This window comes from Kitasatospora sp. NPDC059817 (assembly GCF_042731835.1).
Classification (GTDB): Bacteria; Actinomycetota; Actinomycetes; order Streptomycetales; family Streptomycetaceae; genus Kitasatospora.
This window is the reverse complement of sequence record NZ_JBHWIR010000019.1, coordinates 50,278-62,566: the sequence shown is the minus strand read 5'-3', so window position 1 is coordinate 62,566 and position 12,289 is coordinate 50,278. Positions and strand designations below refer to the sequence as shown.

General features: G+C 72.7%; 13 protein-coding genes. 8 read left to right on the top strand and 5 right to left on the bottom strand.

Features of this window, described 5'->3' with window-relative positions:
- From ACFV61_RS07025 to ACFV61_RS07015, 3 genes are all read left to right on the top strand, one after another.
- Positions 1–494, top strand: a 494-nt coding sequence (locus ACFV61_RS07025) for a sensor histidine kinase (RefSeq protein ID WP_380490507.1), incomplete at its 5' end; no start/stop codon positions are given.
- Between the two features lie 44 nt (positions 495–538).
- The gene (locus ACFV61_RS07020) at positions 539–904 is read left to right on the top strand and encodes a PadR family transcriptional regulator (protein ID WP_063351477.1); all 366 of its coding nucleotides are present in this window, start codon (positions 539–541) and stop codon (positions 902–904) included.
- Complete coding sequence (locus ACFV61_RS07015; RefSeq protein WP_380481152.1) at positions 901–1,908, top strand: hypothetical protein; 1,008 nt, start codon at positions 901–903, stop codon at positions 1,906–1,908. Before ACFV61_RS07020 ends, ACFV61_RS07015 begins: the two co-directional genes overlap by 4 nt.
- Before the next feature lie 157 nt (positions 1,909–2,065).
- Here the strand turns inward: ACFV61_RS07015 and ACFV61_RS07010 are convergent, their stop codons facing one another.
- From ACFV61_RS07010 to ACFV61_RS06990, 5 genes are all read right to left on the bottom strand, one after another.
- A complete protein-coding gene (locus tag ACFV61_RS07010) occupies positions 2,066–2,296 on the bottom strand; it encodes a hypothetical protein (RefSeq protein WP_380490505.1) in 231 nt (76 codons plus the stop codon).
- Positions 2,297–2,592: 296 nt separating this feature from the next.
- A complete protein-coding gene (locus ACFV61_RS07005) occupies positions 2,593–3,312 on the bottom strand; it encodes an ATP-binding cassette domain-containing protein (RefSeq protein ID WP_363375544.1) in 720 nt (239 codons plus the stop codon).
- A gap of 217 nt (positions 3,313–3,529) precedes the next feature.
- Positions 3,530–4,333: a helix-turn-helix transcriptional regulator gene (locus tag ACFV61_RS07000; protein WP_159398536.1), complete on the bottom strand. Its 804-nt coding sequence runs from the start codon at positions 4,331–4,333 to the stop codon at positions 3,530–3,532.
- A 119-nt stretch (positions 4,334–4,452) separates the two neighbouring features.
- On the bottom strand, positions 4,453–5,082 hold the full coding sequence (locus tag ACFV61_RS06995) for a hypothetical protein (protein WP_063349701.1): 630 nt from the start codon (positions 5,080–5,082) through the stop codon (positions 4,453–4,455).
- A 714-nt stretch (positions 5,083–5,796) separates the two neighbouring features.
- On the bottom strand, positions 5,797–6,216 hold the full coding sequence (locus ACFV61_RS06990) for a hypothetical protein (protein WP_159398537.1): 420 nt from the start codon (positions 6,214–6,216) through the stop codon (positions 5,797–5,799).
- 329 nt (positions 6,217–6,545) lie between these two features.
- Between ACFV61_RS06990 and leuC the strand changes: the two genes are divergently transcribed.
- Genes leuC through ACFV61_RS06965 form a run of 5 tightly spaced genes read left to right on the top strand, consistent with a single transcriptional unit; the run spans position 6,546 to position 12,208 of the window.
- Positions 6,546–7,946 (top strand): 3-isopropylmalate dehydratase large subunit, encoded by a 1,401-nt coding sequence (leuC, locus tag ACFV61_RS06985; RefSeq protein WP_380338220.1) that lies wholly within the window; start codon positions 6,546–6,548, stop codon positions 7,944–7,946.
- 35 nt (positions 7,947–7,981) lie between these two features.
- The gene (leuD, locus tag ACFV61_RS06980) at positions 7,982–8,665 is read left to right on the top strand and encodes a 3-isopropylmalate dehydratase small subunit (protein ID WP_363375500.1); all 684 of its coding nucleotides are present in this window, start codon (positions 7,982–7,984) and stop codon (positions 8,663–8,665) included.
- Positions 8,662–9,861 (top strand): pyridoxal phosphate-dependent aminotransferase, encoded by a 1,200-nt coding sequence (locus ACFV61_RS06975; RefSeq protein WP_380490503.1) that lies wholly within the window; start codon positions 8,662–8,664, stop codon positions 9,859–9,861. Before leuD ends, ACFV61_RS06975 begins: the two co-directional genes overlap by 4 nt.
- Positions 9,858–10,886, top strand: a complete 1,029-nt coding sequence (locus tag ACFV61_RS06970; protein ID WP_063349705.1) for a TauD/TfdA family dioxygenase — start codon at positions 9,858–9,860, stop codon at positions 10,884–10,886. The genes ACFV61_RS06975 and ACFV61_RS06970 overlap by 4 nt, the downstream gene beginning before the upstream one ends.
- Positions 10,883–12,208, top strand: coding sequence for an MFS transporter (locus tag ACFV61_RS06965; protein WP_380490501.1), 1,326 nt, complete (start codon positions 10,883–10,885; stop codon positions 12,206–12,208). The genes ACFV61_RS06970 and ACFV61_RS06965 overlap by 4 nt, the downstream gene beginning before the upstream one ends.
- The last annotated feature ends 81 nt before the right edge of the window (positions 12,209–12,289 follow it).

Here is a 12,289-nt window from a genome sequence, read left to right as displayed (position 1 = left end):
CGGGGCACGCCCGCCCGGGGCGCCCCCCGCCCCCCCCCGCCCCGCCCCCGGGGGCCGCGCCGGGGGGCGGCCCCGGGCACCCCCACCCCCCCTCCACGCCCAGGGCCGGGTGCGAAGTGTCCGCCGACCCGGTGCGCCTGCGGCAGTTGGTGGGCAACCTGGTCGCCAACGCCGTCCGGCACACCCCGGCGGGCGGCACGGTCACCCTGCGGACCCGCCCGGAGGCCGACGCCCTGCTGATCGAGGTCGCCGACACCGGCGGCGGCATCGCCGAGGCGGACCTGCCGTTGGTGTTCGAGCGCTTCTGGCGGGCCGACAAGTCCCGCAACCGGCAGAGCGGCGGCAGCGGTCTGGGCCTCGCCATCGTCCGCAAGCTCGCCGAGCTCCACGGCGGCGGCGTCCACGCGGCCAGCAGCCCCGGCGCGGGGTCGGTGTTCACCGTGCGCCTGCCGGCTCCGGCGGCCGCCGGGTACGGGGGCGGAGCGGGCCGATAGCTAAATCATCGACATATGTTTGCCATTGATCTATGCTCACGGCCATGGCTAACCGTCAACTACAGGAGCCGACCCGGCTCGTGCTCACCGCGCTCGCCGATGCCCCGCGGCACGGCTACGCGATCGTCCAGGAAGTCCTGGCCATCTCCGACGGCCGGACCAAGTTGCTCACCGGCACGCTCTACACCGCGCTGGACCGGCTCCTCCAGCAGGGGCTGATCCGGATCGACCACGAGGAGGTCGTCGGTGGCCGGATGCGGCGCACCTTCGCCCTCACCGAGGACGGCCGGGACGTCCTGGGTGCGGAGACGGCGCGGCTGCGGGCCGGAGTCGTCGAGGCCGAGCGCAGGCTCGCGCTCGGGCGGGGTCCGCGCCTCGGGGCGCTCCGGCTGAGCGGCGGTGCGGCATGACCGCGCAGCAGGCCGGGGCGCTGCCCGGCAGGCTCCCGTTGATCGGCATCTACCCCGCCGCCTACCGGGCCTCGCACGGCGAGGAGATCGCCGCCGTCTTCGCCGAGTCCGTCGAGGGCGCCGACCGGCGCACCGTGCTGCGCGAATGGGTCACCCTGGCCGCGCACGCCGCCCGGCTGCGGACCCGGCTCAGCTCCGGAGACCCCGCGGGCCGGGCGCTCGCCGGCGCCGCGCCGTACCTGCTGGCCGGCGGGGCGGCGCTGGCCTTCGTCCAGCTGCTGATGGGCCTCTTCATCAGGGAGCCGCACTCCGAACTGATGGGCCTGCACACCACGGCCGCGTCCGCGGTGGGCGTGGTGCAGACCGTCCCCTGGCTCCTCGCGCTGCTCGGCGCCGGCCTCGGGCACTGGGGCGCCGCCCGCGTCCTGGTGCTGGTCGGCGTCCTCGTCCGGATCGGCGCCGCGGTCGGCTATTTCGTCCACCCGGCCGGGGTGCTCTTCCTGTCCCTCTACCAGCTGCCCCTCTGGCTCCTGCTCGGGGTGCCGCTGCTCATCGCCCCGCCCGACGGCGTCGACCAGCGCGTCCGCGCCCGGGTCGGGACGGTCGTCGCGGCGGGTGCCATCGTGCTGCCGATGAGCGCGCTCGTCCTCGCCTGGCCCTGGCGCGAGTTGGAGGACTACTCCGAGGTCATCTTCCCGCGCAGCACCCAGATGCTGCTCGACGCGTCGTCGGCCTGGCCCGCCGTGGTGATGGCGATCGCCTTCTTCGTCCACTTCGCCGCCCGCCGGCCCGACCGGCCGCGCGCCGTCGGCGTGGCGCTGGCCGCCCTCCCCTGGGCGGTCATGCTCCCCGCGCCCTACTACTGGGCGCTGCCGCGCGACCTCGCCGACCTCGGGCGCAACCTCGCGGTCGTGGTCGGTCTGCTGGCTGTCGCCGCCACCCTCGCCGCGTTCAGCCGCACCCTGGCCGCCTCCCGGAACCCGGAGCCGGTCGAGCCGGCCTGACCGCGCAGGCGGTGCCCCGAACTGACCGCCGGTGTCGGGCCGGCCGGTCCGAGGATCCCCGAGTCCCTTCTTCCGGAAGGGGCTCGGGGATCTTTCGGCGTCGGTCCTCGGCGGTCGGGCGGTCCGTCCTCGGCGATCGGTGCGCGGTGGCCGGTCCTCAGCGGTCGGCGGAGAAGCCGTTGATGACGCTCAGGGCGCTCAGGGTGCTCAGGGCGCCGAAGCCGCCGTCCGCGCAGACCGGTTGGAGCTGGACGTCGCCGACGATCTGGAAGAGCTTCTCGGCCGGGTCGGCGGCCGTGGGGTTGCAGACGGGCTGGCCGACGCAGTGGTGGATGGCGGCCACGCCGTCGCCGGTGACGCCGGGGGAGGCGGTGGTGCAGAAGGTCACCACGCCGATCTTCGCGGGGTTCGGCCCGTCGGGGTCGCGCAGCTCCCACGTGCCGGAGGTGGTGGAGTCGGCGACGTTGCCGCCGCACTGCCCCGCGGCGGCGGCGGCGGCGGGTGCGGCGGGCGGCGGTCCGGGATGCGCCGGCGCGGTGCGCGGGAGGGCGTACGGGGCGCGGGAGCCGCGACTGGGGAAGCGCTGTGCACCGCTTGACCGGGGGGCGCCGGGGAGGGCGAGGGGCGCCGGGGAAGGGGCGCCGGGGGCGCCCTGGGAGAGGGGCGCCGGGGAAGGCGGGCGGATCAGGTGGTCGAGCCTCTTCGGAGGTGCTGGAGGCAGTCGGCGATCTCGGCGGGGGTGGAGGGGCCGAGGGCGTCGGCGAGGCGGCCGTGGTGGAGGAAGACGACGCTGTCCGCGCACGCGGCGGCTTCCGGGTCGGTGGTGACGAGGACCGCCGTGAGGTCGAGGGCGCGGACCGCGCGGCGGAGTGAGGCGCCGATGGCGCGGGCGAGTTCGGGCGAGTCGTCGTGGCCGGGGGTGTCGACCAGCAGCAGGCGGGGGGAGCCGGCCAGCAGCCGGGCCAGCATGGCGTTGTGCTGCTGGACCCGGCCCAGTCTCCGGAGCGGCCGCCGCCAGAGCCACAGTCGGGTGACCCGGCTGATCTGCCAGGCCTGGCGGCGGCCGAGTGCGGAAACGCCCGGGTCGACGAATTCACGAACCGTCACATTCGGGTGGACGGGCTCGTGTTGGCCCCAGAGTGCACCGACGGAACCCCGTCCACCGTCGGCCCAGTGGACCGTTCCGGTGGACGGGGTGGTGACGCCGGCCATGCACTCCAGGAGTGCTGTGGTGCTGGCGCGTTCGTCTCCCATGACGGCACAGAAGCGGCCTTTTCGTACGCCGAGTGAGAACTCGCGCAGGACCGCTGTGGGACCGTTCGTGCCCGGGTGGATTTTCGACACGTTTTCCAGCGTGACGGCACAGTCTGGGGCGGCTTCCCGCTCAGCTGGTCCACCTCCCATCATGAATCCGCTCCCAGGCTTCCGTAAATGATGCGTGCGGCGACAAGGCATCGTGCGTGCATGCCCAGAACCTACTCGCTCGTAATGGGTTTAGGCCATGCTGCCCGCATCCGTATGTATGGTGCACTTTCCTAGACCATCCGTGTCGGATCCAGATCGCTCCTCGGGGCGTGTTGCGGGTTCGTTACTTCGGGAATCGTCGGTATAGGGCGAATTGTCAGACGAGTGGATCCCCACGAAGAAGCGCCCCGCCCAGGGGGGTCAGGGTGTGGTGCACTTTGTTGAGCGAGCGCAGGGTGGTGATAAGGCCGGCCGCCCGCAGGACGGCGGTGTGCTGGCTCGCGGCGGCGGTGGAGATGCCCACCAGCTCGCCGACCTCGGTGGTGGTGCAGGTGGTCGTCAGCACCTGGAGGACGGCCGCCCGGGTGCGCCCCAGCAGGGCGCCCAGGGCCTGGTCGCCGTCGGGCGCCGGGTCCCACAGGTTCTCCCGGTCGCGCGGGACGGGGATCGGGTAGAGCAGCAGCAGGGGCCGGTCGCCCTGCTGTTCGACCAGGATCGGAGACCGGGAGAACAGGAACAGCGACGGCGCTATCTCCAGGCCGGTCGACTCCAGTTTGATGTCGTGCCCCGTCCCGGGGACCTCCAGCACCGGGGGGCGCCAGCGGATCGCCGGGTGCAGGGTGCTGAGCAACTGGTCGACGCCGCCGCTCATCATGATCTGGGCCCGGGCGTTCCGGTCGACTTCGAGCAGGGTCGACACCTGGTTCCAGTACGGCTCCACGGCGATCCGGTGGAATGTCTCCAGATCGCGCAGGACCCGCGGTCGGAATTCGTTCCCGGATCCGGCCGTGGAGGAATTTTCGAGAATTCGGTAGAGATCCGGGAAAGGGCGGACGGTGCGGGCGAGTTCGGCCAGCGCCCGGCCGTCCCGTTCACCCGCGACCCGGCGTCGCCAGGAATGGAAGACGGGGCCTCCGCCGCCCGTCGCGAAGGTTTCGAGGGCGCACAGCGCCTCTCTCATCGGATCCAGATGGGCGGCCGACGATACTTTGGCCAGGCTCGCCGGACTGAAGAATATGCGTCGCATTGCTGTTTTCCCCCTTGAAGTTCCGATGCTGTCGCGATCGGAGGTCATCGGTCTCAGGCCGGCATCGCTGCCGCTTCGATCACGCCCTCGGTCGCACAGTTCGGTCCGTCGGGGAGAATGGGGTAGAAGAGCGTCGGTCCGTCGGCAATGGTGTGGTCGTCCACCAGGACCGGGGAATCGGGTGCCAGGAAGTAGGACGGCGCAATGGTCAGCCCGACCTCCTCCAGTTGCACGTCCTCGTTCTGTCCGGGTATCTCCAGCGAGCAGGTGGAGAGCCGGACGGTCGGGTGAAGAGTGCTCAGCAGGCTGCGGGCGCCGCAGTCCTGGAGGATTTCCAGCCGCTTCTTCCGGTCGCTCTGAACGGTGAGGGAGATCACGTCCCAGTGCGGGGCGACCATGATGCGGTAGAAGGACTCCAGGTCCCGGAGCAGGCGCAGGTCGGCGCCGTTCCCGGAGTGCCGGGCGCGCCGGACCATGGTGTCCATGTCGGGGAACGGGCGGATGGTCCGGGCGAGTTCGACGAGCCGCTGGGTGGAGCCGAGCCGGTGGGTGGGACCCAGCCGGCGGGCCGGTCCGACGGGACGGGTTTTATGCCATCGGAGCCGGCGTTTCGCCTGGCGGTGCCGGGAAGAGAGCAGGTCCAGGGCGAAGAGTGATTCGCTGACCCAGTCCGGGGTCGGCATGATACGCGTTCTCAACAGGCTTGCCGACGTGAAGTGCAGACGTGGCACGAGTCCCCCATGAATGCCGTTGATGTAGGCGGGTCGGGAGCCGGGATCCACGGTGAGGTGGATGGTCGATCGTGCGTGACCGCAAGTTCGACATGGCCATGCCCGTTCCCGTACCGACTACGCTACGTGGCGCTTTAGGGGGGTGACAGTCGAGTCTTCGCCAGTTCGAAGGTGCAGTTCTCTGCACCTGATCCGGATAGCGGACTCGACTCGGTTCGGCCGCCCCCTGACGGGTCGTGTGACCCGTGGGGCGGGTGGGGTGAGAGGGGTCTGTGGGGCCGGAGTCGCGCCGGACGTGGGTCCGCGCTCTCGGCCTACCTGCCAAGAGCGCGGAAGTTCCTCAGGCGCGGATTCGATCTGCTCGTCAGATCGTGATAAGCACGTTGATCAGAACGCCAACGGCGACCACCGCGAGGACGACCCAGGGCCACATCGGGCGTTCCTTAGTGGGCTTCCAGCCGCTCGAATCGGGCATGACTGCTCCTGGCTTGTATTGGTACGGGGAGATTTACGGCCGGGCCCCCCGGAAGACGGGGGACCCAACGAGGGGCCCGGCCAAGGGAATCGGTGGGGGAACTGTTAGTGCCCTGTTCACCGATTCCGGTCTGTGGTCACCGTGCGCTCGCTGGGAGCCTCAACGGTGACGCTGGTTCGGAAGCCCAGTCATCACGGGTAGTCGTGGTGGTCGAGGCAGGTCTGGCGCAGTTCCTTGATGCGGTCGTTCTGCTCACCGATGTATCCGACCACGGTGCGCACCGCACCCTTCTCGCGGATGTCGGCGTTGCGCATCTTGTCGGCGGTCGACTGGATCGCATTGCGGAGCTTGTCGTCCCCGGCCTGCTTGGCCAGCCCGTCGAGCTCGTCGGCCCGTGCCCGCATCTTCTTGCGGGCCTCCTCCACGTTGTCCGGGAACGGATCGGTGAAGGTCTTGCCGAAGATCTTCGCGCACAGCTCGATCCGGTCGGCGGCCTTGGTACTGACCTGGCAGGCGGACGTTCCGGCGCCGACCAGGAGGACGGCGGCCAGGGTCAGCACGACCGTCCTGCTCCGCCGGTGTCCGGGTTCGGCCCCGTGGCTCCTGCGCATCGGGTACATGCTTCCTCCCTGGGTCCCGTGGGATCCGATGATCTTCTGCCCGTCGTCCCGGCGTTGGTTCCGCCTTCGATGACTCCATCCTGAACCCGGGCGCCGCCGATTTCATGGGGGCTTACTTCCGATCCGAGGTGCAGTTCTCTGCACCTTTCTTCGTGCACGTGATCGCCTGTGCTGGGCGTTTTCGCACCGGCTTAAAGACGTGGTGGGCGGCGGGTGGCGCCATGGAGGCTGAGGTCCGTACGGCCGGGACGGCATGCGGTGGCCGGGGTTCCGCCCCAAGGCCGTAGTGCACGGACAGCGCAGGGGAGAGAGGGACGACGATGGGCCCAGCACGGACACTCGCGGAGAAGCTGTGGGAGCGCCACGTCGTGGCGTCCCGGCCCGGCGGACCGGACCTCCTCTACATCGACCTCCACCTCACCCACGAGGCCACCTCCCCGCAGGCCTTCGACGGGCTGCGGCTGGCCGGCCGCAGCGTCCGGCGGCCGGGGCTGACCCTGGCGCTGGAGGACCACAACGTCGCCACCACGGCGACCGCGGTGCTCGACCCGGTCAGCCTGGTCCAACTGGACACGCTGCGCCGCAACTGCGCCGAACAGGGCGTCGAGCTCTACTCGGTCGGCCACCGGCGGCAGGGGATCGTGCACGTCGTCGGGCCCGAACTCGGCCTGGTGCAGCCCGGCATGACGATCGTCTGCGGGGACAGCCACACCGCCACGCACGGCGCGTTCGGCGCGCTCGCCTTCGGCATCGGCACCAGCGACGTGGAGCACGTCCTGGCCACCCAGTGCCTGGAGATCGGCCGGCCGCGCACCCTGGCCGTCGAGTTCACCGGCCAACTCCCCCCGGAGGTCGGGGCGAAGGAGATGATCCTCGCGCTGATCGCCCGGATCGGGGCCAACGGGGCGCAGGGCCACCTCATCGAGTACCGGGGCGACGCGGTGCGCGGGCTCTCCATGGAGGCCCGGATGACGCTCTGCAACATGAGCATCGAGGCCGGCGCCCGGGCCGGGATCGTCGCACCCGACGAGACCACCCTGGAGTACCTGCGCGGCCGTCCGCACGCCCCCGCCGGGGCGGACTGGGACGCCGCCGTCGCCGACTGGTCGACCCTGGCCACCGACCCCGGCGCCGTGTTCGACCGGACGGTCGTGCTCGACGTGGGCGGGCTCACCCCGCTCGTCACCTGGGGCACCAACCCCGCCCAGACCGTGCCGCTCGCCGCCGCCGTGCCCGACCCGCAGACCTTCGCCGACCCGCTCGAACGCGCCTCCGCGCAGAAGGCGCTGGCCTACATGGGCCTGCGGCCCGGAACCTCGATGCGGGACCTCGCGATCGACGTCGTCTTCGTCGGCTCCTGCACCAACGGCCGGATCGAGGACCTGCGCTCCGCGGCCGGGGTGCTGCGCGGGCGCACCGTCGCCGCCGGCACCCGGATGCTGGTCGTCCCCGGCTCGATGCAGGTGCGGGCCGAGGCCGAGGCGGAGGGGCTGCACGAGGTCTTCGCGGCCGCCGGCGCCGAGTGGCGGCTGCCCGGCTGCTCGATGTGCCTGGGGATGAACACCGACCGTCTTGAGGGTGTCGAGCGCTGCGCCTCCACCTCGAACCGTAACTTCGAAGGCCGCCAAGGGGCGCGGGCCCGCACCCACCTGGTGTCGCCCGCGGTCGCCGCCGCGACGGCGGTGGCCGGGCGGCTCGCGGCCCCGGCCGACCTGGCCTGACAGCGCCGGCCCGGCCGGAGAGAGGACAGCTGAGTATGGAACCCTTCGTCGAACACCACGGTCGCGCGGTCGCCCTGCGCCGCGACGACGTCGACACCGACCAGATCCTGCCCGCGGAGTTCTGCAAGCGGGTCACCAAGAGCGGCTACGAGGACGCGCTGTTCGCCCGCTGGCGCGCCGAGGACGGCTTCGTCCTGGAGCAGCCGCGCCACGCGGGCGCGACGGTCCTGCTGGCCGGCCGGGACTTCGGCATCGGCAGCTCCCGCGAGCACGCCGTCTGGGCGCTGCGCGACTGGGGGTTCCGCGCCGTCGTCGCCACCGGCTTCGGCGACATCTTCCGCCGCAACGCCCTCAACAACGGGCTCGTCCCGGTCGACCTGCCGACGCCCGTGGTCGAGGAGCTGATGGACCTCGCGGAGTCCGCCGAGGGCCTGCGGCTCACCGTGGACCTGCGGGCCGGCCTGCTGCGCCGGCCGGGCGGCGAGCACCCGTTCACGGTCGACGCGCGGGCCCGGGCCCGGCTGCTCGAAGGGCAGGACGTGATCGCGGAGACCCTGCTCAGGACCGGGGACATCGAGGCGTACGAGGCGGGCCGCCCGTCCTGGCTGCCCGAGATCCCGCGCGGCGCCTTCGACCTGGCCGAACAGCGGCTCCAGGGCGAAGCGCCGCTCCAGACCGAACAGCGGCTGCGGACCGACGCCGCGGGAGTGAGCCGATGAGCGCCACCACGCACCATGACACCCCGGCCCGCCGCGCCCTGGGCGCCGAGCGGGTCGCCGGACTGCCCGGCGGGGGGCTGGCCGCGCTGCTGCTGGAGGGGCTGCCGCCGGACACCGTCGACCTCGCGGTCGGCACCCCGGCCTACCCCGACACGCCGCCCGGGCTGGTCGAGGCGGCGGTGGCCGCGCTGCGGGCCGGCGTCCACCAGTACCAGGACCCGGCCGGGCTGGCGCTGCTGCGCGAGCGGATCGCCGCGGCCCTGCCCGGCGCCCCCGACCCGGGCTCCGAGATCACCGTCACCGTCGGCGGCAGCGAGGGGCTGGCCGTCGCCCTGCTCTCGTTCGTCGACCCCGGCGACGAGGTGATCGTGTTCGAGCCCTTCTACGAGAACTTCCTCAGCGCCATCGCCCTCACCGGCGCCCGCCCGCGCCCGGTCCGGCTGCGGGAGCCCGACTGGAGCGTCGACCCGGACGAGCTGGCCGCGGCCTTCGGACCGCGCACCCGCGCCGTCATCGTGAACAGCCCGGCCAACCCGACCGGCGTCGTCCTGGAGCGCGGCACCCTCGACCTGCTCGCCGAGCTGTGCCGGCGCTGGGGCACCGTGGTGATCTCGGACGAGGTGTACGCCGGGTACGTCTACGAGTCGGCCGGCTACCGCTCGGTCGCCGAGATCGAGGGCCTGGCCGACCGGTCCGTGGTGGTCGGCAGCCTCTCCAAGAGCCATGCGATCAGCGGCTGGCGGCTCGGCTTCCTGCGCGCGGCGCCGGAGCTCACCGCCCTGCTGCGCAAGGTGCACGTGGCCACCACCGGCGGCGCGGCGGCCGCGCTCCAGCACGCCGCCGCCAACGCGGACCTGCTGCTGCCGGAGCGCTGGGACCACGCGGCGGGGATGCGCGAGCGGCGCGACCGGACGGTGGCCCTGCTGCGGGACGCCGGCTTCGACTTCACGCCCCCGGCCGGCGGCTGCTACGTGCTGGCCCGGATCGACGGGCTGACCGACGAGCCCAGTCCGCGCTTCATCCGCACGCTGCTCGCCGAGACCGGTGTGCTGGTGGCGCCGGGCACCTCGTTCTTCGTCGATCCGGCCGATGGCGAGCGCTACGTCCGGATCGCCTTCAACCGTCCACTCCAGACCCTCGACACCGCTGCCGAGCGGCTTCGCGCCCGCAGCCCGCAGAAGGGAGTCACTCCGTGACAACCGCCATCAGCATCTCGACCGAAGCGCGGCACGACGGACTGGTCCTCGGGATCACCGCCGAGACCGCGGGGAACCGGCTGGTCGACCTCGGCAAGGAGCAGGGGGAGTTCATCCGCCGGCGGATCACCGAGCACGGCGCGGTCGTGCTCAGCGGCTTCGACTGGCAGGAGTGGCCGGAGCTGGACACCTTCGTCAACGCCGTCGTCGGCCGGCCGCTCGACTACACCGAGCGCTCCTCGCCGCGCACCGAGCTGCACCCCGGGGTGTTCACGGCCACCGACCACCCGGCGACCGAGGAGATCTTCCTCCACACCGAGCAGTCGTACAACCTGAACGTCCCGCGCTACCTGTTCTTCTTCTGCCGCCAGGAGTCGCCGGACGGCGGCGCCAGCCTGCTGGCCGACTGCCGCGCCCTGCACGCCGGGCTGCCCCGGGAGACCGCCGAGCGGTTCGAGCGCGAGGGCTACCTGCTCGTCCGCAACTTCCGCCCCGGCCTGGGCCTTTCCTGGCAGGAGGCGTTCGGCACCAGCGACCCGGACGAGGTCAAGGCCTACTGCGACGCCAACAGCATCGAGCTGGAGTGGCTGGAGCGCAACCACCTGCGGACGCGTCAGCTCCGCTGGGCCGTCGCCACCCACCCGGAGACCGGCGTCCGCTCCTGGTTCAACCACCTGACCTTCTTCCACGCCCGCACCCTGCGCGAGGACGTCGCCGACTTCCTGCTGGAGGAGTACGGCCCGTGGGGGATGCCCACCAACACCTTCTACGCGGACGGCAGCGAGATCCCGGACGAGGTCGTCCGGCAGCTCCAGGCCGCGTACCGGGCGCAGCAGATCGACGTCAACGTGCACACCGGTGAGGTCCTGATCGTGGACAACATCAGCGTGGCGCACGGGCGGGCCCCCTTCGTGCCGCCGCGTGACCTGTTCGTCAGCATGGCCGGGGCGCACGCGTGGTCCGAACTCCGCCCGGTGGAGCGGACGTCGGCGCCCGCGGTGGCGCTGCCGACCCCGCCGCAGTGACCTCGGGCAGTACGACGGCCGATGCCGCCGTGGCCGCGGAGCCGGGCCCGCCGCCGCTGTCCCGCAACCGCGAGTACAACGTGCTGTGGACCGCGAACATGGTCTCCCAGCTGGGGGCGCAGGGCACGCTGATCGCGTACCCGCTGCTGGTGCTCGGGCTCGGCGGCTCCGCCTTCGAGGCCTCGCTGGCCGAGTTCGCGATCGCCGGGTCGCGGGCGCTCGCGGCGCTGCCCTCGGGGGCGCTGGCCGACCGGGTCAGCCGCAAGACGCTGATGCTGGTCTCGGAGTTCGGGCGGGCCGCGGCGCTGGGCGTGCTCGCGCTGCTGGTGGCGATCGGGCACGCGCCGCTGGCGGCCATCGTGGTGGTGGCGGTGGTCGAAGGGGTGTGCACCTCGCTGTTCGGCACCGCCGACCAGGCGCTGCTGCCGAGCGTCGTGCCGTCCTCGCAACTCGCCGACGCCGTGACCCGCAACACCGCCCGCTACTACCTCGCGACCATCGTGGGCCCGGGGATCGGCGGATTCCTGTACGGCGTCCAGCGGTTGCTGCCGTTCGTCGCCCAGGCGGTGACCTCGGCGATCGCCTTCGTCACGCTGCTGTTCCTGCGGCTGCCGGCGCCGCCGCCCGCACCGGTGTCGTCGCCCGAGGGCGAGGGCGAGGGCGAGGGTGAGGGTGCGGACCGGCCCGAGGGGACGTTGCAGGCGATGGCGTCGGGGCTGCGCTGGCTGCGCGGCAACCCGGCGGTGCGGGCCACTGTGCTGTTCGGCACCGCCTTCAACCTGGTGTTCAGCGGCCTGCTGATCGCCGTGGTGGTGATGGCCCAGCAGGACGGGCGGTCCGGTGCCGAGATCGGCGCCATCGGCGCCCTGGTCGGCGCGGGCGGCGTGTCGGGTGCGCTGGCGGCCGGGCGGCTGCGCCGCTCGCTCTCGCCGTTCACGGCGCTCATGGTGCTGACCTGGGCCACCGCCGTGCTGGTGCCGCTGCTCGCGGTGGTGCCGACCGGCTGGCCGTCCGGGCTGGTGCTGGGCGCGGCCGCGTTCCTCGCACCCACCGCCACCGCCCTGGTGGCGGGTCATCAGATGATGGTCACCCCCGATGAGATGCGCGGCCGGCTGGCCGGCCTGATCGGGGTCTCGATGGGCGCCGGCGCGGCGCTCGGCCCGCTGCTGTGCGGGCTGCTGCTGGAGACGGTGCACGCCGTGCCCACCGTCCTGAGCTGTGCGGCGGCGTTCCTGCTGATCGCACTCGGCGTGACCGTCACCCCCGCGGTCCGCGCCTTCCCCGCCCTGCCCGACAACCGGGAGCACCCGTCCGGGAGTTGAGGAGGGGGATGCGGAGAGGGGGGGGGGCGCGCCCCCCCCGCCCCCCCCCCCCCCGGCCGGGGGGGGGGGGGGGCGGCCCGC

What these genes read in the sequence shown, in the direction of transcription:
- ACFV61_RS07020 (WP_063351477.1), top strand. Translation starts at nt 539, where the DNA reads ATGGCTAACCGTCAACTACAGGAGCCGACCCGGCTCGTGCTCACCGCG.
- ACFV61_RS07015 (WP_380481152.1), top strand. Translation starts at nt 901, where the DNA reads ATGACCGCGCAGCAGGCCGGGGCGCTGCCCGGCAGGCTCCCGTTGATC.
- ACFV61_RS07005 (WP_363375544.1), bottom strand. Translation starts at nt 3,312, where the DNA reads ATGGGAGGTGGACCAGCTGAGCGGGAAGCCGCCCCAGACTGTGCCGTC.
- ACFV61_RS07000 (WP_159398536.1), bottom strand. Translation starts at nt 4,333, where the DNA reads ATGAGAGAGGCGCTGTGCGCCCTCGAAACCTTCGCGACGGGCGGCGGA.
- ACFV61_RS06995 (WP_063349701.1), bottom strand. Translation starts at nt 5,082, where the DNA reads ATGCCGACCCCGGACTGGGTCAGCGAATCACTCTTCGCCCTGGACCTG.
- ACFV61_RS06990 (WP_159398537.1), bottom strand. Translation starts at nt 6,216, where the DNA reads ATGCGCAGGAGCCACGGGGCCGAACCCGGACACCGGCGGAGCAGGACG.
- leuC (WP_380338220.1), top strand. Translation starts at nt 6,546, where the DNA reads ATGGGCCCAGCACGGACACTCGCGGAGAAGCTGTGGGAGCGCCACGTC.
- leuD (WP_363375500.1), top strand. Translation starts at nt 7,982, where the DNA reads ATGGAACCCTTCGTCGAACACCACGGTCGCGCGGTCGCCCTGCGCCGC.
- ACFV61_RS06975 (WP_380490503.1), top strand. Translation starts at nt 8,662, where the DNA reads ATGAGCGCCACCACGCACCATGACACCCCGGCCCGCCGCGCCCTGGGC.